17 protein-coding genes are annotated in these 17,746 nt (G+C 67.1%); 5 read left to right on the forward strand and 12 right to left on the reverse strand.

Annotation, left to right across the window (positions count from 1 at the left end; all coding sequences use genetic code 11):
- Nucleotides 1-296: 296 nt before the first annotated feature.
- Together tyrS and EV580_RS00045 are read right to left on the reverse strand one after the other, a co-directional pair.
- On the reverse strand, nucleotides 297-1,568 hold the full coding sequence (gene tyrS / locus EV580_RS00040) for a tyrosine--tRNA ligase (protein WP_133689127.1): 1,272 nt from the start codon (nucleotides 1,566-1,568) through the stop codon (nucleotides 297-299).
- 27 nt (nucleotides 1,569-1,595) lie between these two features.
- Nucleotides 1,596-2,207 carry a DNA-3-methyladenine glycosylase gene (locus EV580_RS00045; protein ID WP_133689128.1) on the reverse strand — a complete coding sequence of 204 codons (612 nt, stop codon included), beginning with the start codon at nucleotides 2,205-2,207 and terminating at the stop codon, nucleotides 1,596-1,598.
- A 59-nt stretch (nucleotides 2,208-2,266) separates the two neighbouring features.
- Here EV580_RS00045 and EV580_RS00050 point away from each other — a divergent pair, with 59 nt between their 5' ends.
- The 3 genes from EV580_RS00050 to EV580_RS00060 are packed head-to-tail and all read left to right on the forward strand — an operon-like array spanning nucleotide 2,267 to nucleotide 4,397.
- Nucleotides 2,267-3,031 carry an ABC transporter ATP-binding protein gene (locus EV580_RS00050; protein ID WP_166654539.1) on the forward strand — a complete coding sequence of 255 codons (765 nt, stop codon included), beginning with the start codon at nucleotides 2,267-2,269 and terminating at the stop codon, nucleotides 3,029-3,031.
- On the forward strand, nucleotides 2,965-3,783 hold the full coding sequence (locus EV580_RS00055) for an ABC transporter permease (RefSeq protein WP_166654540.1): 819 nt from the start codon (nucleotides 2,965-2,967) through the stop codon (nucleotides 3,781-3,783). The genes EV580_RS00050 and EV580_RS00055 overlap by 67 nt, the downstream gene beginning before the upstream one ends.
- Nucleotides 3,780-4,397 (forward strand): TetR/AcrR family transcriptional regulator, encoded by a 618-nt coding sequence (locus tag EV580_RS00060; RefSeq protein ID WP_133689130.1) that lies wholly within the window; start codon nucleotides 3,780-3,782, stop codon nucleotides 4,395-4,397. The genes EV580_RS00055 and EV580_RS00060 overlap by 4 nt, the downstream gene beginning before the upstream one ends.
- Here EV580_RS00060 and EV580_RS00065 read toward each other — a convergent pair.
- The 4 genes from EV580_RS00065 to EV580_RS00080 all read right to left on the reverse strand — a co-directional run bounded on the left by EV580_RS00065 (nucleotide 4,394) and on the right by EV580_RS00080 (nucleotide 8,979).
- Complete coding sequence (locus tag EV580_RS00065) at nucleotides 4,394-5,206, reverse strand: lysophospholipid acyltransferase family protein (RefSeq protein WP_133689131.1); 813 nt, start codon at nucleotides 5,204-5,206, stop codon at nucleotides 4,394-4,396. The two genes, EV580_RS00060 and EV580_RS00065, sit on opposite strands and share 4 nt — an antisense overlap.
- A gap of 33 nt (nucleotides 5,207-5,239) precedes the next feature.
- Entirely contained in the window at nucleotides 5,240-5,440 is a 201-nt protein-coding gene (locus tag EV580_RS00070) for a Trm112 family protein (protein WP_133689132.1), read from the reverse strand.
- A gap of 5 nt (nucleotides 5,441-5,445) precedes the next feature.
- Nucleotides 5,446-5,919: a hypothetical protein gene (locus EV580_RS00075; protein ID WP_133689133.1), complete on the reverse strand. Its 474-nt coding sequence runs from the start codon at nucleotides 5,917-5,919 to the stop codon at nucleotides 5,446-5,448.
- A 135-nt stretch (nucleotides 5,920-6,054) separates the two neighbouring features.
- On the reverse strand, nucleotides 6,055-8,979 hold the full coding sequence (locus EV580_RS00080; RefSeq protein ID WP_502703914.1) for an acyl-CoA synthetase: 2,925 nt from the start codon (nucleotides 8,977-8,979) through the stop codon (nucleotides 6,055-6,057).
- A 175-nt stretch (nucleotides 8,980-9,154) separates the two neighbouring features.
- Between EV580_RS00080 and EV580_RS00085 the strand changes: the two genes are divergently transcribed.
- Nucleotides 9,155-10,930 carry an ABC-F family ATP-binding cassette domain-containing protein gene (locus EV580_RS00085; protein ID WP_133689134.1) on the forward strand — a complete coding sequence of 592 codons (1,776 nt, stop codon included), beginning with the start codon at nucleotides 9,155-9,157 and terminating at the stop codon, nucleotides 10,928-10,930.
- On the opposite strand, the gene EV580_RS00090 is transcribed toward EV580_RS00085, so the two are convergent.
- Nucleotides 10,927-12,123 (reverse strand): MFS transporter, encoded by a 1,197-nt coding sequence (locus tag EV580_RS00090; protein WP_133689135.1) that lies wholly within the window; start codon nucleotides 12,121-12,123, stop codon nucleotides 10,927-10,929. The genes EV580_RS00085 and EV580_RS00090 overlap by 4 nt on opposite strands.
- 30 nt (nucleotides 12,124-12,153) lie before the next feature.
- On the opposite strand from EV580_RS00090, the gene EV580_RS00095 reads away from it, so the two are divergent.
- Nucleotides 12,154-13,467, forward strand: a complete 1,314-nt coding sequence (locus EV580_RS00095) for a hypothetical protein (protein ID WP_133689136.1) — start codon at nucleotides 12,154-12,156, stop codon at nucleotides 13,465-13,467.
- Here the strand turns inward: EV580_RS00095 and EV580_RS00100 are convergent.
- From EV580_RS00100 to EV580_RS00120, 5 genes are read right to left on the reverse strand one after another with little or no spacing between them, the layout of a single operon-like run.
- Nucleotides 13,445-13,936, reverse strand: coding sequence for a hypothetical protein (locus tag EV580_RS00100; protein ID WP_133689137.1), 492 nt, complete (start codon nucleotides 13,934-13,936; stop codon nucleotides 13,445-13,447). The two genes, EV580_RS00095 and EV580_RS00100, sit on opposite strands and share 23 nt — an antisense overlap.
- Nucleotides 13,933-14,493 carry a hypothetical protein gene (locus EV580_RS00105; RefSeq protein ID WP_133689138.1) on the reverse strand — a complete coding sequence of 187 codons (561 nt, stop codon included), beginning with the start codon at nucleotides 14,491-14,493 and terminating at the stop codon, nucleotides 13,933-13,935. Before EV580_RS00105 ends, EV580_RS00100 begins: the two co-directional genes overlap by 4 nt.
- Complete coding sequence (locus EV580_RS00110) at nucleotides 14,490-15,089, reverse strand: hypothetical protein (RefSeq protein WP_286171402.1); 600 nt, start codon at nucleotides 15,087-15,089, stop codon at nucleotides 14,490-14,492. Before EV580_RS00110 ends, EV580_RS00105 begins: the two co-directional genes overlap by 4 nt.
- Before the next feature lie 31 nt (nucleotides 15,090-15,120).
- The gene (argH, locus tag EV580_RS00115) at nucleotides 15,121-16,533 is read right to left on the reverse strand and encodes an argininosuccinate lyase (protein WP_133689140.1); all 1,413 of its coding nucleotides are present in this window, start codon (nucleotides 16,531-16,533) and stop codon (nucleotides 15,121-15,123) included.
- A complete protein-coding gene (locus EV580_RS00120; protein WP_133689141.1) occupies nucleotides 16,530-17,738 on the reverse strand; it encodes an argininosuccinate synthase in 1,209 nt (402 codons plus the stop codon). Before EV580_RS00120 ends, argH begins: the two co-directional genes overlap by 4 nt.
- Between the last annotated feature and the right edge of the window lie 8 nt (nucleotides 17,739-17,746).

Here is a 17,746-nt window from a genome sequence, read left to right on the forward strand (position 1 = left end):
ACCACACCCCAACACGGGGGTATCAGAATGTGGCAAAAAACAACAACAAACAAAAACCACCAAACACACTATTGAGTTCTCAAACAACACACCCGACCGCGCAGTAAGCCCGCGACCCGAAGGCCGCGTACATATCGTGCGGACAAGAGGAACAACCCTGTTTCCAGGTTTGATTCCCGGGAGGTCTTCGCGCTCCCCGGCTTGGCCGGGCCGCTCTGACTCGGAATAAGTTACGTGAGTGCTAACACCGAGTCAAATCGCCTGCTAGACCGGCGTTTCGCGCAGGCTCCAGGAGCTCAAACCCGCTGCACGCCAGCGATATTCCGCTTCCCGCGACGCAGCACCAACCAGCGGCCGTGCAAGAAGTGGGACGGTTGTGCCACCCAGTCCTCGCTCTCGATCTTCTCGTTGTTGACGTAGGCGCCACCCTCGGCGACCGTCCGCTTGGCGGCGCCTTTACTCGCCGACAGACCGGTGGCCACTAAGAGGTCGACGATGCCGTCCGGGCTGCCCGCAGGCAGATCAGCCACCGAGGTCTCCCGTAACGCCCCGGCCAGGGTCGGTTCGTCGAGCCGGGACAGCTCACCGCGACCGAACAACGCCTGCGACGCATGCTCGACCGCATCCGTGGCGGCCTGCCCGTGGACCAACGTGGTCAGGTCCTGCGCCAACCGGCGCTGAGCAGCGCGTTCGTGCGGTCGGGTCGCCGTGGCTTCCTCGAGCTCGGCCAGTTCGTCAGCCGTCAGGAAGGTGAACCAGCGCAGGTACTTGACGACGTCGGCGTCGGCCGTGTTCACGAAGTACTGGTACCAGGCATACGGGCTGGTCATCTCGGGATCCAGCCAGAGGCTTCCGCCGCCGGTGGATTTACCGAACTTCGTCCCGTCGGCCGCGGTGACCAGCGGCACCGTCAACGCGTGGACAGAATCCCCCATCGTCTGACGGACCAGTCGCACCCCGGCGATGATGTTTCCCCACTGATCAGAGCCGCCGATCTGCAGTGCGCAGCCGTAACGCCTATGCAGTTCCACGTAGTCGTTGGCCTGCAGCAGCATGTAACTGAACTCGGTGTAGGAGATGCCGTCTCCGTCGAGCCGGCGCCGGATGGTGTCGCGGTCGAGCATCACGTTCACCGAGAAGTGCTTGCCGACATCGCGCAGGAAGTCGATCGCGCTTAGCTGTGATGTCCAGCTGAGGTTGTTCTCGACGATCGCGCCGCTGGCGGAATCGTCGAAGTCGACGAACCGCTCCAACTGCCCGCGGATCCGCTCGGCCCACTGCGCCACGGTGTCGGTGGTGTTCATCGTCCGCTCGCCGGTGTCACGAGGATCACCGATCATGCCTGTCGCCCCGCCGGCCAACACGATCGGCCGATGCCCGGCACGCTGGAATCGCCGAAGTGTGAGCAACGGCACCAGGTTTCCCGCGTGCAGGCTGGGCGCGGTCGGGTCGAAACCGCAATAGACGGTCATCGGTGGCTGCGCCGCCGCGGCGGCAAGCGCATCGATATCGGTGGACTGAGCGATCAGTTCGCGCCAGCCCAACTCGTCGAGGATCGTCGTGCCCATGCGTTGATCTTCCCGTATGGGGTGCGCTCAGTCGCTCGCGCCCGGCAGTGGCGCGCGGGGACTGCGCCGAAAGGCCGACACTTCCGGGCGCCCGGTACGCCACAACCGCCACGGCCGGTCGGCCGCCTGCGACACCCCGACCCGCGGGCCGCTGCTCTCCGGGCCGACCTCACCAAGTTGAAGCGTCACCGGCGAATCCGGGTCGAAGACATCGACACCGTTGTCCGCCATCGCGATACCCAGCGCCGAACACAGATTGCCCGGCCCTCGGGCCAGCGCGGTCGGACGCACCAGCGGACCCCGATGCGCCTGTGCCACCTCGAGCCCCGACTCGATCGCCGCCGCCCGGATCAGCACCGCCGCGGCCGTCCCGTCCGGCCCACACACGACGTTGGCGCACACATGGATGCCGTGGCTCAGATAGGTGTAGAGCCGCCCCGGCGGACCGAACATCACCCTGTTCCTGATCCCCGGACCTCGATAGGAATGCGCCGCGGCATCCGGCCACGGGCCGTCCGGTGGGCCGCCGTAGGCCTCGACTTCGACGATCAATGCACTGACTCCGCGACAGCGGAGCACCCCGCCGAGCAGCGCACGAGCAGCCGATACCGGGTCGGTGTCCAGCAGCTCGGCGCTCATCGAAGGAAATTCTGCCCCAAGCATTGACCCGGCCGACCCCGGGGAGGATTATTCATCACGTGATGAGTTCATCGAGTGATGAATTATTGATACGGCGTGACGACGCCGCCGTTGTGGCCACCAACCTGAAAGTGGTCCGCGGCAAGCGGGTCGCGTTGCACGACTTCTCGGTCACCATCCCGCGCGGCACCATCACGGGGTTACTCGGCCCGTCGGGCTGCGGCAAGACCACCCTGATGCGCAGCATCGTGGGCACCCAGATCGTGGCGTCCGGGACGGTCACCGTCCTCGGACATCCGGCCGGCTCCCCCGTCCTGCGTCACCGCGTCGGCTACGTCACCCAACAGCCGACCATCTACGACGATCTGCGGGTGATCGACAATGTGCGCTATTTCGCGGCTCTGTGCGGCGCCCCATCGGAAGCGGCCGACCAGGCGATCGACGACGTCGGACTGCTCGACCACGCCGGGGCGTACTGCGGCAACCTGTCCGGCGGTCAGCGCACCCGGGTGTCACTGGCCTGCGCCCTGGTCACCCGGCCGGAACTGATGGTGCTCGACGAACCAACGGTCGGCCTGGACCCGGTGCTGCGCGTCGACCTCTGGCAGCAGTTCGACACGTTGGCCCGCCGCGGCACCACGCTCCTGGTGTCGAGTCACGTGATGGACGAAGCCGATCACTGCAACGACCTACTGCTCATGCGCGAGGGCCGGCTGCTGGCCCACACCACCCCGGCCCGACTCAGAGAGGACACCGGATGCATATCACTGGAGGAAGCGTTCCTGTCCGTCATCAGGCACAGCACCGAACCAGCGGCAAGCTGAGCCCGCGCGCCTATCTGGCGACCACAACTCGCATTCTGCGCCAGCTGCGCTCCGATCATCGAAGTGTCGCAATGATTCTCGTGGTGCCCAGCGCGGTCATCACGCTGATGTACTTCATGTTCGACAACGTGCCGTCGTTCCCGGGCATGGCGTCTCCGTTCCAGACGGCCTGCCTGATCCTGCTCGGGTTGTTCCCGCTGTTCGTGATGTTCCTGATCACCTCGATCACCATGCAGCGCGAACGATCGTCGGGGACCCTGGAAAGGATCCTGACCACTCCCCTGCGCCGGCTCGATCTGCTGGCCGCCTACGGCACGGCGTTCTCGGTGGCCGCTGCCGCGCAGGCCGTGCTGGCCTGCGTTGTCGCGTTCTGGCTGCTGGGTTTCGACACCAAGGGCAGCCCGTTCTGGGTGTTCGTCATCGCGATCATCAACGCGGTGCTGGGTGTCGGACTCGGACTGCTGGCAAGTGCGTTCGCCCGCACCGAGTTTCAGGCCGTACAGTTCATGCCCGTGTTCATCGTCCCGCAGCTGCTGCTCGCCGGGATCATCGTGCCGCGCGATCAGATGCCCACCTGGCTGGAATGGATCAGCAACGCGATGCCGGCCAGCTACGCGCTGGAGGCGCTGCGCGAGGTCAACGCCAACACCGGGCTGACGGATATCGCGATCCGCGACATCGTCGTCGTCCTCGCGTTCGCGGTGGCTGCGATGGCCTTGGCCGCGGCGACCCTGCGACGGCGCACCCCGTGACCACGGAACCTCAGCAGGCGAAACGCCCCGGCCGTCCTCGTGGAGCCTCCGATACCCGGGACCGGATCCTGGCCAGTGCACGAGAGTTGTTCGCCCGCAACGGTATCGACAAGACGTCGATTCGCGCTATCGCTGCCGCGGCAGGCGTGGACTCCGCGCTGGTCCATCACTATTTCGGCACCAAGCAGGCTCTGTTCGCCGCGGCGATCAACATTCCGATCGACCCGATGACGATCCTGGTGCCGCTACGGGACACTCCGGTCGAGGACCTGGGCTACGTCCTGCCGTCGATCCTGTTGCCGCTGTGGGATTCCGAGATGGGCGCCGGGCTGATCGCCACCATCCGCTCGCTGTTGTCCGGTTCCGATGTCACCCTGATCCGGTCGTTCCTCCAGGAAGTGATCACCGCGGAGGTCGCGCCTCGCGTGGACAACCCGCTGGGAACCGGGCGGCTGCGCGTGCAATTCGTGGCGTCGCAACTCGTCGGACTGGTGATGGCCCGCTACATCATCGGGCTCGAACCCTTTGCCTCGCTGCCGCCCGAGCAGATCGCCACGACGATCGCGCCGAACCTGCAGCGCTACCTCACCGGAGATCTGCCCACGCTCCCCTAACCCACTATCGGGAATCGCCGCTCGCGGGCCAGACGGTCCAGCGCCCGCTGCATGACCATGCGGACATGAGCGTCGACCTCGTCGACATCCGGGTCGGCGCCGAACGCGGCCGGGTCGATCGGCTCGAGAATCCGCATGACGATCTTCGAGGGCAGCGGCAGATTCGGCGGCAACGTGACGCTCAGACCGAATGGCAGCCCGAAGGTCACCGGCAGGATCTCCATCCGTATCCGCGGCAAGCCCACCAGACGCGCCAAGCGGGTGCCCCTGCGGAGGAAGAACTGGGTTTCCTGGGCGCCGATCGACACCATCGGGACGATCGGCACTCCGGACTCGATCGCAGTGCGTGCGTAGCCGGTGCGACCGTCGAAGTCGATGACGTTCTGCCGCACCGTCGGCCGGTAGGCGTCGTAGTCGCCCCCCGGGAACACCAGCACAACAGCGCCCGAACCCAGCGCCGCCGACGCGTTCTCGGGACTGGCGTGGACGACACCCATCCGTGGCAGCAGCGGCCCCCACGGTACGAGGAAAATTCCGTAGTGCGCCAACGTGTAGACCGGGCGGTCATAGCCGAATTTCGCGTAGAACGCAGGACCGAACACCGGAACATCCGGAGTCAGCATGCCGCCGGAGTGGTTGCATACCAGCAGGGCGGCGCCCGATGGCGGGAACAACTCCAAGCCGCGTACCTCGGCGCGGAAGTACGCCCGAATCAGCGGCCAGACGGCGTTGTTGATCCGGCGGGTGAAGGCAGGATCCCACTTCCCGAGCTCATCGGAACGTTGCTCGGCGACGGCGATGTCAGCCATGCCGGCGACGCTACGCCGATACGCCTGCCCCCGTCAGGAACCCGCGAGCGCCATCAGGCGCTCGTGCTCCTCGGGGCTGACCTCGACCGCTTCGTCGACCAGCAGCACCGGAATGCCGTCTTCGATGCGGTAGGCCTTGTGCAGGCGGGAGTTGTAGAGAACGTCGTCGACGTAGACCAGCGGACCGCGGTCGGCCGGGCACACCAAGATCGTCAGCAGCTTGTCGTCGAGCATGAGCGTTACGGGCTGGCCGGTTGGCCCATCACCGGTGCGGTGTTGCCGCCGATGGTGGGAGCGCCGTCACTGGGCATCTGGCCGGCGCCCATCACCGCATTGTTCTGCTGCGCCTGCTGGGCCTGCTGCAGGATCTGCATCTGGGCGAAGATCTTCTGCTGATACCCGAGGGTGTTCTGCAGCGCCTGGATCATCGGCTTCTGGTTCGGCCGGTACTGCAGGGCGTTCTGGATCTCGGCGATATTGGTCCGCGACGGCTTGATGCCCTGGGCGCGCAGCTTCATCACCGACTTGATCAGATTCGACATCTGGCCGCCGCCGGCGCCCTGGTCGTACTCCTGATCGATGAACAGCAGCAGCTGGTCAGCGCTCTGGAACTGCGGGACGCCGTTGGCGTCGGCGCTAGGGGTGGCCGGCGTGGTGGTCGGATCGGCCAACGCCTGCTGCGTACCCATGCCGACCAGCAGACCAGCGGTCATGGCGCCGATAGCAGTGGCTCGGACGGCGCGACGCCAGTGACGTGAAGCGGTCTGGGTTGTCATGCATTCCTCCGGCGCTGTGGGCGTCTGCGATTATCGGCGAGCCTAACAGCGCTTCGCGACCTGGGCAGAGGCTCAGTCGCCGGTACCGCCGAGATGAGCACGTGCCGAAGCCGTGAAGCGCTTGTACTTCCCCGTATCGGGCTCGAGATGCCAGGCGTTACGAGAAACCTTGGGCACACCCTCGGCTTTCAGTGCCGATACCGTGGGCCGATAGGTGGCGCTGAGCGGGAAGTCGTCGACCACATGGACGACGTCCGGCGGCGGGCCGACCGGCATCGAGGCAAACGCATCGGTCAGATCTTCTGCGGTGACCGTCATACCGGGCCGCAGCGAGATGGCGGTGACGGCGATCGTCCCCTCGGGTCCGTCGACTCCGTAGGTTGCGGCGAGGTCGACCGCGCTGATGCGCCCAACGGCGTCGGTGACCGGCTCGGGGAACACCACGCCGCGCGCGGTGCGGATCAGCGTCTGACGGTTGCCCAGCAGCCAGAAGTCGCCGTCTGCGTCCCGACGGAAGACGTATTCGGTGGAGATCCAGGTGTCCCCGGCGGCGAAAACGCCCCGCTTGACGGACGCGGTCGGGTCGACCGGCCCCCACGGCCGGGCCAGCAGGACACCCACCTGGTTGGGTTCGGCGACCGCGACGAACCCGCGATCGTCCTCCATGATCAGATCGTCAGTCGCGTCGTAGGCGGCCAATTCAATCTGGCCGCCGCCGGGCAGCGGCCTGCCCTCGCTGCCGATCTTGTGGCCGGCGACGTTGGCCAACACGGCCTGGCCGTCGGTGGTCGCGAAGAATTCGACGACATTGGCCGGGGCGAAGGCGTCGACGGTCCGCTCCCACAATCCGGTGGGCATGCCGGACCCGATGAACAGCCGCACCGGGTGGTTACCGCGCAGCGTGAAGTTCGGGTCGTCGATCACCTCGCGCAGCATCGTCCAGGTGTAGGACACGACGGTGACGCCGTATTGGCGGATCTCGGCGAGGAAGCGATCTGGGTGCAGCCCGCGCGACAGCGCGATCCGGGTGCCACCGACCACCGCACCACCGAGGCTGACCAGCAGCCCGGACTGGTGATGCAGCGGCGTGAGGCAATAGACGGTGTCGTTGCGGCCCAGTGCGGCCGCCGATGCGGTGCCGAACGCCGACAGCGCCCAGCGGTAGTTGGTGATCTGCTTGGGCGCCAACTCCCCGCTGACGGTGTTGAAAGCGACGAACGCCAGGTCGCGGGCGAAGCCGGGGTTGGGCCGGTACCACCCGGGAAGCTCGACCGCATCGGGGTCGATCTGTTCCATGTCGATGACGTTGGAGTCGTCGGGCAGGTGCAGGTCGCGGGTCTCGCCGCCACCGAGCACCAGCACCTGAACCGGCAGCTGGCGCGCCGCCTCGAGGTTGCCGGGATCGGTGATGACCTCGCCGACCCCACCCAGCCGGACGGCTTCGGCGAGATCGGCGTCGGGCGGCATCAGCACGGCCACCGCCCCCAGCCGGGACAGCGCGGCGATGGCGACCAGCGCCGACGGACGGGTGTCCATCAGGACCCCGACCCGCACGCCCTGGCGGACGCCCACCGAGATGAGGCCGCGGACGACGTTGTTGATGCGGCGGTTGACCGCCTCATAGGTGTGCACCCGGCCGTCGAAGAGCAGGAACTCACCGTCGGGGGCGCCGCTGGCCTGCTCGTCGATGATCCGGCCGAGCGAAATGCGGGTGTGGTCGTTGATCTGGCCGAGCCGGGTCAACCGCGGCAGCGTCCTAGCGGTCTCTACGGCCAGCGTGCGAGCTGACTTATTGGCATAGATGACTGCCTCGGCCGCGCCGCGCACCGCCGACAGCGCCACCTCGGACGCCTCGGCCAGGCTGTGGACGATGCGGGCCGACAAGGCCACACCAGACTCGTCGGGCTCGGCGGTGCTGTCCTGCATCGGCGCGATCGCGGCCGGGCGGGAATCCAGGCCGGACTGCCAGCGGACCCAGTCCGCGACCGTCGGCCAGGTCGACGTCGCCGCCTTGGAACCCACGACCAGCCCGAAGTGACCGGCGCGGATCATCACCTCGTAGACCTCGGCGCTGGGAGCGGCTCGCTTGATACCGCGGACCGAGGCCGGCTGGCCGATGTCGTCGACCTCGCCGACGAATGCCAGCACCGGGCAGGTGATATCGGAGAGCGTGACGAGTTGGCCGTTGATGGCGAACCCGCCGGACATCATCCGGTTGTGCGCGATGAACTGCTTGAGCAACTCCGAGACGGCCGGCCCCGACCAGGCGATCCAGCCTTCGGAGTCCAGGAAGCGCCGCTGCTGCTCGCGTGGCAGCAGGGCGTCGCGGTCGTGCAGCTGGAACAGGAAGTCCAGCCGCGCCTTGGCGGTCTTGAGCGGGTCGAGCATCTGAAAACCGGTGCGGGCCAACCACCCCGGGATGTCGATGCGGTTGAAGACGTGGTCGGCCATGAAGTCGGCGGCGACGGCGCCGAGGTTGGCGGGGATGCCCATCGGCAGGGCGGCGAGGGTGTCCACCGGTGAACCGAACGCCACGATGCTGGCTATGTCCTTGGTCTGCCGCAGGGCGGCGGTCTGGTAGCAGAACATGCCGCCTTGGGAGTAGCCGGCGAGGTGCACGCTCTGGCCGGTGGCGTCCCGGACGGTGTCGATGGCCTCGTTGAGCCCGACGATGTGGTCGGTGAGGTTGCGTTCCATCCCGCCTTCGACTTCGTCGGGCGAGCCGAAGTCGATGACCCACGGGTCGATGCCCCCGGCGTGCAGGATGCCGACGGCACCGTCCTCGCGGGTGACGTCCCACATGTTCGCCGACATCATCATCGGGTGGACCATCAGCACCGGCGGTCCCGCCGGCGGCTGGCCCGGTCGGCTTTCCGGGAAGTAGCGCCGCAGCTTGTACATCGGCTTGTTCTCGACGATCTGGAAGGGCGAGGGCACGGCACCGGTTTCCAGGCCGCCCCAGCGCAGTACCTCGAAACCGTTCTGCGCCGTCGCCATCAGGCGTTCCACAGGTCTGGTGACCGCCGACAAATTCAGATCCACGGGTGTTCTCCCCTATCAAACGTGCCTGTCCCACGTCGCTGCTGCATGAGGGCCCCGACAGCCAGCACATCATGGCATAAGCCCGATCCGCTTCCTGCTGCTTTGGTCCCCCACCGCTAACGTCTAACCAGTGGCACACCTGCTCGGCGCCGAAGCGCTCCATCTCGAATATCCGACTCAGGTGGTCTTCGAATCCGTGACCGTCGGCGTCAACGACGGCGCCCGCATCGGAATCGTCGGACGCAACGGCGACGGCAAATCCAGCCTGATGGGCATGCTCACCGGCCGGATCGCCCCCGATTCCGGCCGGGTGACCCAGCGCGGCGGGCTGCGTGTCACCGCACTCGACCAGGCCGACACCATGGCCCCGGAGGCCACCGTCGGTGAAGTGCTGGTGGGCGATCTGCCCGAGCACGAGTGGGCGGGCAACCCCCGAATCCGCGACGTCGTCGCCGGACTGGTCTCCGACCTCGACTGGCAGGCCCCGGTGTCCCAGCTCTCCGGTGGCCAGCGGCGCCGGGTTCAGCTCGCCGAGCTACTGATCGGCGACTGGGATGTGATCGCCCTCGACGAGCCGACCAACCACCTCGATATCGAGGGCATCACCTGGCTGGCCGAGCACCTCAAAACGCGCTGGCCGCGCAACACCGGCGGTCTGCTGATCGTCACCCACGACCGCTGGTTCCTCGACGAAGTCGCCACCACCACGTGGGAGGTGCACGACGGGATCGTCGAACCGTTCGACGGTGGCTACGCCGCCTATGTGCTGCAGCGCGTCGAACGTGACCGCGTCGCCGCGGCCGCCGAGGCCAAGCGACAAAACCTCATGCGGAAGGAACTCGCGTGGCTGCGCCGCGGGGCGCCCGCGCGTACGTCCAAGCCGAAATTCCGCATCGATGCGGCCAACCAGCTGATCGAGGACGTGCCGCCGATTCGCAACGGCGTCGAGCTGGCCAAACTGGCCACCGCCCGGCTGGGCAAGGACGTCATCGACCTGCTCGACGTGTCGGTGTCGTTTGACGCCAAACCCGTTCTGCGCGACGTGGAATGGCGCATCGCGCCCGGCGAGCGCACGGGTATCGTCGGCGCCAACGGCGCGGGCAAGTCGACACTGCTCGGCCTGATCGCTGCGACGATCTCCCCCGATTCCGGACGGGTCAAGCGCGGCAAGACGGTTCGGCTGGCGATGCTCGACCAGCAATCCAGCCAGCTCACCGACATCGCAGGAGATATGGTCCGCGAGGTCGTGGGCCGACTCAAGACCGACTACCAGGTCGACGGCAAGGACATCACCCCGACACAGTTGTTGGAGCGCTTGGGTTTTCGTCGCGAGCAGTTGTCGTCGCGAGTGGGCGAACTCTCCGGCGGTCAGCGCAGGCGATTGCAGCTGATGCTGACGCTGCTCGAGGAACCCAATGTGCTGATCCTCGACGAGCCGACCAACGACGTCGACATCGATATGCTTTCGGCCACTGAGGATCTGCTCGACTCGTGGCCGGGCACGCTGATCGTGGTGTCACACGACCGGTATCTGCTCGAGCGGGTCACCGACCAGCAGTACGCGATCCTCGACGGCCACCTGCGGCATCTGCCGGGTGGTATCGACGAGTATCTGCGCATCAAGGCACGGCGGGAGACTTCCGCTGCTGCCCCTGCGGCCCGAGAGCCTGCCGCCCAAGCGTTGTCGGGTGCCGAATTGCGCAGTGTGGAAAAGGAAATCGCCTCCTTGGACCGAGCGCTGGTGAAGCTGTCCGACCGGGTGAACGCCAAGCACGTCGAGCTCGCGGAGTTCGACCAGTCCGATCATGTCGGCCTGGGCCGGTTGACGCAGGAGCTTCGCGCCCTGGAGGCCGAGGTGGCCGAGAAGGAGAACCGCTGGCTCGAGCTCTCGGAGCTGGTCGACTAGGGCATCGGGAAGACTCGGACGAGCAGGAGCCCGGCCGCCGCGACCAGGCCGCAGATCAGGATTGTCGTGCTCACTCCGACCTGGGTCGCGATGAGCCCGAACAGGAAGCTGCCGGCGGCCAGTGAGCCCTGGAGCACGAGCGTGTAGAACGACGTCATCAGTCCGCGCATGGTGTTGGGCGCGGCGGTCTGTACCGCCCACTGGTGCGCCACGGTGAGAATGCCCCAGCCGAATCCCGCGACCAACAGGAACGACGCGTCGAGCAGCATGCTGTCCCACTGGCTGATACCCAGCACCGCGAGCGAGAAGCCGCCCAACGCAATCGAACTCAGCACGTTCATCGATGCCCGTCGCTGCAGCCAGGGCATCGCCGACACCGCCGATACCGTGCCGACCGCCAGCGTGGTCAACAGTCCGCCGTATCCGATCACTTCGGTTTGGATATTCTCCTTGGCTTCGAGCGGCAACAGGGCCACCATCCCGGCACACGGCAGCATGAAGATTGCGCACCGAATCATCGGCCCGTACAACCGCCGCGAGGACCGCAGGTAGCGCCAGCCGTCGGCGAATGACGCAGCCGCGTCGCCGAAGGATCTGTCGTCCCGTTGCTCGGTGGGCTTCGGCACCCGCCGCACGACCGCCATCATCACCAGATGCGACAGTGCGCGTGTACCGAACACCAGGATGGCGCCCCTGACGCCCACCAGCACACCGCCCAGCAGCGGGCCGGCCACCTGGGCGAGCTTGTTGCTCAAGGAATTCAAGGAGATCGCACCGACGAGTTGATCCGCCGGAAGTAGGTCGTGCAGAAAGGGTTTCCACGCGGCCTGCTGAAAAACCAGTCCGATGCCGATCAACGACAAGCTCACCAGCAGCCACGCGGCACTCAGGTGCCCGCCGAACGTCAGGACCGCCAGCCCGGCCACCCCCAGCAGCATCCAGGTGTGCGCACCGAGCAGCACCCGCCGGTGACCCTGGAGGTCCGCGATGATGCCGGCGGGAATCCCCAGGATCAGGAACGGCAGGCTGGTGGCCGTCTGCACCATGCTGACCAGCAGCGGGTTCGACGTCATCGTCGTCATCACCCATGCCGCACCGAGCAAGAGCATGACCAGACCGAAACTGGACAGCACGTTGGCCAGCCACAGCGCCCGGAATTGACGCTGACGAAGCAGCGCGTATCCCCCGGCCATCCGGGAAAGCTATCAGGCAGGATGTCAGCCATGCGCTACGTGTTGCGGCCGCTGAGCCTGTGGGCGCGGTACTTCCCGCAACTGATCGCGTGCTACCTACTGGGCTTGTTGGGCCGGCATCTCGCCATCGAATGGGCCGCGTGGGCCGGCTACGACAACGACTGGTGGGCTTCGCTGATCATGCCGCTGGCCGGTATTGCCCGGCTGGGTTCCTATGTGGCGATGCTTCTGGTGCTGCGCCCCGCTTTTCCGGTGCTGGCCACCTTCGGCCGCCGGCCGGCCCGCAGCATCGATCTCTTCTCCACCGTCATCGTGCCGTTCTTCGCGATCTATCTGGCCTGGCAGATGTTCCGGGAGGACTGGCTGGCGTTCGAGAGCCGCGCCCTGACCTACCGGGTGGGTGATTCGATGATGGCCGCGGTGGCCGGCGGGCCGCCCACCGAATTGCACCCGCAATCACTGCCCGTCGGGGCGGGCACCTGGGTGCTGATCGGCGGGGCGCTGGTGGCCCGCTGGGTGTTGAGCAAGCTCAAGGACCGTTTGCCGTCCTGGCTCGTCGCGGTCCGGCTCTATGTCGACGCGCTGTGGGTGTTCCTGGTGCTGAGCTTCTCGGTCAACCAGGGCCTGACCATTCTCATCAATCCGACCGAGTGGATCGCCCAGCGCCGGATCATGGTGTGGCTCAGCACCACCCGCGCCGACCTGTTCTCCCATTTCGCACCGTTGGAGAAAGTCTGGGACGCAGTCATGTGGGCGTTGCGCACCGCGTTCGGCGGTGCGGCAGTCCCGCTGATCTGGCTGGCGCTGGCCGGCATCGTCTACGGCGTCACCCTGACCACCGGCTGGCGCAGCGTGGCCCAGCGCGTTGTCGGACGCCGTGCCGACAAGGTCTACGATCGATCCACCTCGGCCGGTAAGCGGTGGCAGCGACGCTGGTCGATCCTCCCGAAATCGCTGCGGGAGAAGGTCACCGAGCACGCCGTCGACCAGATCGGCAAATTCCGGCCCATCACCGACTCGGCGCGCATCGTGTTACACGCCGGGGTGCTGGCGCTCGCCCTGTATGTCCTGGCCTATGCCGGCCTGGCGTGGCTGGATATGACCGGCAGCTTCTACCGGGCTCAGCTCGGTGACGGCTATCTGCTGCGCGGCATGGCCTGGCTGCTGGGTCCACACCCCGCACCGTTCTGGGCCGGGTTCGGCCAGACGCTGAGCCTGGTGTCGCACGCCATCATCGAGCCGTTGCGAATCTGCTTGATCGCCAGCACTTTTGCCTACTGCCTTGAACAGGTCGCCCAGGATCCGGCGCCGAAAAAGCCGGTTACAGCTCCAGCCGCACCCTGATCCGGCCATCCAGATCGACGACGTCGACCGCGGTCGGCACGGCGTCGTGCGGCAGCAGGAAACTGAATTGCACCGGCCCCTTGCCAATACAGCGATCAGACACGCCGTCGGGCAGCTGCGGTCCAAACCCGGCCACTCCCTCGGCCTGCCAGCGCCGCCGGCCGTCGGTGAGCACGCCGGTGCACATGTCCCCATCGGGTGCGCCGGTGCGATTGATCGAGACCACCTGCAGCACCGTGCCGTCCGGTGGCGCCTTGAGGTGCCGCACCCCGGTGACGGTCCAGGTCTGACCGTCGAACGACCCGGTCTGGCCCGCCCCGACGACGTGGGCCGGGACGACGGTGTGTCGGTAGCGCGACCAGTCCGGCCCCAGTTCGCTCACGACCAGCACGGCGAGGACGAGCGCGGCCACGACGACGCCGATGATGTTGCGCTGCCACAGCTTTGCGGGCATCCGGAGCCGGCTCATCGTGCCACCGTCTGCGCCGGCTCGACGACGATCGACTTCGGCCTGGTGACGCTGGCGTCACCGAGCGGAACGTCGATGACCAGGCGCGAGTCGAGCCGTTCGTCGCCGCCCCACACCCGCAGCACCACCGATGTCACCGAGTTCAGTAGGTCGATCGGAACGTCGAAAACCCACGCACAGTGCAGCGCGAGACCGGGCTGAACCAAGCCGTTGGTCGACAGCAGCCGATCGGTCGGCGCGTAGGTGTTGGGTCCGACCAGCAGGTCGGCGTGTGGGAGCACGGGCGCCGTTGTAGCCTCCAGCGAGGTCGCCGCGACCAGCCACGTCCCGGCCGCGGTGACCGGTTTGCGCGACGGCGGCTTTTCGATGATCGAGGCAATACTGGCGCCGGTCACCGTGCCCGACAGGTTCTCCCCGACCGCTGCGGTGTTGATACCGGCATGCACGTCGAACGGCGCGTAGATCGCGGACTGAGTGGGCAGGTTGTGCCAGATCAGTGCCGCCAGCGCGACAGCGACGACGGTGAGCAGCGCGGCGCCTGCCGACCGGCGGGTCACGGCGCGACCTTGACCGGGACGCTGACCTGACCGTATTCGGTGAGACTGTCCAACCAGGTTTGGCCGTACGTCACCATCAGCTCGTGGAATTCTTTCTTCCACACCCGCAGCGTCACCGAATCACCATCGCGCAGTGCGTCTTCCGGCAAGATCCAGAGCGTGGCAACCTCTTCGCTCAGGCCCGGCCCGATGCGGGTGATGCGGCTGCCGTCGGCGATCCGGAACACCCCGAAGAAGCGTTTGTTCGGCTCGTCACGCAGATCGAGCTCGTCGTCGACCGAAGCGGGCACGGTGCCGTCGTTGTGCAGGGTCGCGACAACCGCGAGGTAGCGCAGGCCCTCGGCCTTCGGCGCCACCAGCCAGGTGCCCGCACGGATCTCTCGGGGGAACGACGCACGGTCGACGGTGACGGTGAACGGGCCGTCGCTGAGCTGGTCACCGGGTTGGAACGGGGTCACAGTGGTGCTCACGGTGTCCAGCCCGCCGAACAGTGCGGTCGCCCCGAGGATCGCGACCGTCAGCAGCTGGCCCATCTGCGAGAAGCCCAGACCGGCGAACCAGCGCCGGATCGGTCCTCGCGTTTCGGTGCCCCCCACGTGTGCGATCGTAGTTGCCGCGCCGTCGCGGTCAGCGCCGTAACCGCACCCGCAACCTGTCGGCGGTCTCTCGAACGACCCCGAGCTGGTTGGCCACCTGGGTCGGCGCCGTCCCGCCGCGGGCGTCGCGGGAGGACACCGAACCGTCGACAGTCAGGACGTCCCGCACGTCAGGCGTCAGCTCCGCACTGATCTGGGCCAGCTCCTGGTCGGTCAGCTCGTCGAGCCCGACACCGCGGCCCTCCGCGGTCCGAACCGCTTCTCCGGCGGCTTCGTGCGCCACCCGGAACGGAACGCCGCGACGGACCAGCCATTCGGCGACGTCGGTGGCCAGGGTGTAGCCGGCCGGGGCCAGGGCGGCCATCCGGTCGGTGTCGAAGGTCAGCGTCGCGACCAGTCCGGCCATCGCCGGCAGTACCAGCTCCAGCTGCGCGACCGAGTCGAACACCGGTTCCTTGTCTTCCTGCAGGTCCCGGTTGTACGCCAGCGGCTGAGCTTTGAGGGTGGCCAGCAGACCGGTGAGATTGCCGATCAGCCGCCCGGACTTTCCTCGGGCCAGTTCGGCGATGTCCGGGTTCTTCTTCTGCGGCATGATCGAGCTGCCCGTCGACCAGGCGTCGTGCAGCGTGGCGTAGCCGAATTCGGTTGTGCTCCACAGGATGATGTCCTCGGCCAGCCGGGACAGGTCGACGGCGATCATCGCCAGCACGAAGGCGGCCTCGGCGGCGAAATCCCGTGACGCGGTGGCATCGATCGAGTTGTCCGCCGCGGCAGCGAATCCCAGCTCCTCGGCGATCGCGTCGGGATCGAGACCCAGCGATGAACCCGCCAGCGCACCCGAGCCGTAGGGCGATACCGCGGTGCGGTCGTCGAAGTCGGCAATCCGGTCGACGTCGCGCAGCAGCGGATGGGCATGAGCCAGCAAGTGATGCGCTAGCAGGACCGGCTGCGCCGCCTGCAGATGCGTCTTGCCGGGCATGATCGCCGTCGGGTGTGCGGCCGCCTGCGTCGCCAGCGCCGACACCACCTCGAGCGCACCGTCGGCGACCCGCCGCATCGCGTCGCGCAGCCACATCCGAAACAGCGTGGCCACCTGGTCATTCCGCGACCGGCCGGCCCGCAATCGGCCACCGAGATCGGCGCCGACCCGGTCGATGAGCCCGCGCTCGAGCGCCCCGTGCACGTCCTCGTCGGTGACCAGCGGGATGAAGCTGCCGTCGGCGACATCCTCGCCCAGGCTGTCCAGCCCGGCCAGCAGACCGTCACGCTGCTCGTCGGTCAGCAGTCCCGCCCGATGGAGCACCTTGGCGTGCGCCTTCGAGGCCGCCACGTCATAGGGCGCCAGCACCCAGTCGAAGTGGGTCGACTTGCTCAGCGCGGCGAGCGCGTCCGCGGGCCCGTCGGCGAACCGCCCACCCCACAGCGAGCCCTCGTTGGTGCTCACGTCTGATTGCCTGCCAGGTCCCGTCGTGCGGCGATCTTCGACGACAGGCCGTGCACGTGCACGAAGCCCTTGGCCGACGACTGGTCGAAGGTGTCGCCCTCGTCGTAGGTCGCCAGGTTGAAGTCGTACAGCGAGGTCGGGCTGCGCCGGCCGTTGACGGCAATGTGCCCGCCGTGCAACACCATTCGGATCTCACCGGTCACGTGCACCTGAGTGTCGGCGACGAAGGCTTCCAGTGACCGCTTCAGCGGCGAGAACCACAGGCCGTCGTAGACGAGCTCGCCCCACTTGCGGTCGGTCCCCCGCTTGAACCGGCCGAGCTCGCGCTCCAGCGTCACGTGCTCGAGCTCGGTGTGCGCGGTGATCAGCACCATCGCGCCCGGAGCCTCGTAGATCTCCCGGCTCTTGATACCGACCAGCCGGTCCTCGACGACGTCGAGGCGCCCGACGCCCTGGGCGCCGGCACGGCGGTTGAGCTCGACGATGGCCTCCAGGACGGACACCGGCTTGCCGTCGATGGACACCGGAACCCCGCGTTCGAAACCGACGATCACCTCGTCGGGCGTGTTCCAGTTGAGCGTCGGGTCCTCGGTGTAGTCGTAGACATCCTTGGTGGGTGCGTTCCAGAGGTGCTCCAGGAAGCCGGTTTCCACCGCACGGCCCCACACGTTCTGGTCGATGGAGAACGGCGAGCGCTTGGTGACGTTGATCGGGATCGCGTTCTCCTCGGCGAACGCGATCGCCTTCTCCCGGGTCCAGGCGTAGTCGCGGACCGGAGCGAGCACCTCCAGATCGGGTGCCAGCGAGGCGAATCCGACCTCGAAGCGGACCTGGTCGTTACCCTTGCCGGTGCAGCCGTGCGCGACGATGCCGCCGCGGTGTTCGCGGGCGGCGGTCACCAGATGCTTGACGATCAGGGGCCGGCTCAGCGCCGACACCAGTGGGTAGCGATCCATGTAGAGGGCATTGGACTGGATGGCCGGCAGGCAGTACTGCTCGGCGAACTCGTCGCGAGCATCGACCACGACCGCCTCGACGGCGCCGCAGTCCAGGGCGCGCTGGCGAACGACCTCCATGTCCTCGCCACCCTGGCCGAGGTCGATGGCCACGGCCACGACCTCTTTGCCGGTCTCCTTGCCGATCCAGCTGATGGCCACCGAGGTGTCCAGGCCGCCGGAATACGCCAAGATGACGCGTTCGGACATGAAGTGCT

It is taken from the genome of Mycobacterium sp. BK086 (genome assembly GCA_004362315.1).
Lineage (GTDB): Bacteria > Actinomycetota > Actinomycetes > Mycobacteriales > Mycobacteriaceae > Mycobacterium.

Bases quoted from the DNA above. Each gene is read 5' to 3' on its own strand.
- EV580_RS00100 (WP_133689137.1), bottom strand. From the start codon at position 13,936: ATGAGCCGGCTCCGGATGCCCGCAAAGCTGTGGCAGCGCAACATCATC.
- EV580_RS00090 (WP_133689135.1), bottom strand. From the start codon at position 12,123: ATGGCCGGGGGATACGCGCTGCTTCGTCAGCGTCAATTCCGGGCGCTG.
- tyrS (WP_133689127.1), bottom strand. From the start codon at position 1,568: ATGGGCACGACGATCCTCGACGAGTTGGGCTGGCGCGAACTGATCGCT.
- EV580_RS00055 (WP_166654540.1), top strand. From the start codon at position 2,965: ATGCATATCACTGGAGGAAGCGTTCCTGTCCGTCATCAGGCACAGCAC.
- EV580_RS00045 (WP_133689128.1), bottom strand. From the start codon at position 2,207: ATGAGCGCCGAGCTGCTGGACACCGACCCGGTATCGGCTGCTCGTGCG.
- EV580_RS00120 (WP_133689141.1), bottom strand. From the start codon at position 17,738: ATGTCCGAACGCGTCATCTTGGCGTATTCCGGCGGCCTGGACACCTCG.
- EV580_RS00070 (WP_133689132.1), bottom strand. From the start codon at position 5,440: ATGCTCGACGACAAGCTGCTGACGATCTTGGTGTGCCCGGCCGACCGC.
- EV580_RS00075 (WP_133689133.1), bottom strand. From the start codon at position 5,919: ATGACCGCTGGTCTGCTGGTCGGCATGGGTACGCAGCAGGCGTTGGCC.
- EV580_RS00065 (WP_133689131.1), bottom strand. From the start codon at position 5,206: ATGGCTGACATCGCCGTCGCCGAGCAACGTTCCGATGAGCTCGGGAAG.
- EV580_RS00095 (WP_133689136.1), top strand. From the start codon at position 12,154: ATGCGCTACGTGTTGCGGCCGCTGAGCCTGTGGGCGCGGTACTTCCCG.
- EV580_RS00080 (WP_502703914.1), bottom strand. From the start codon at position 8,979: ATGGCGACGGCGCAGAACGGTTTCGAGGTACTGCGCTGGGGCGGCCTG.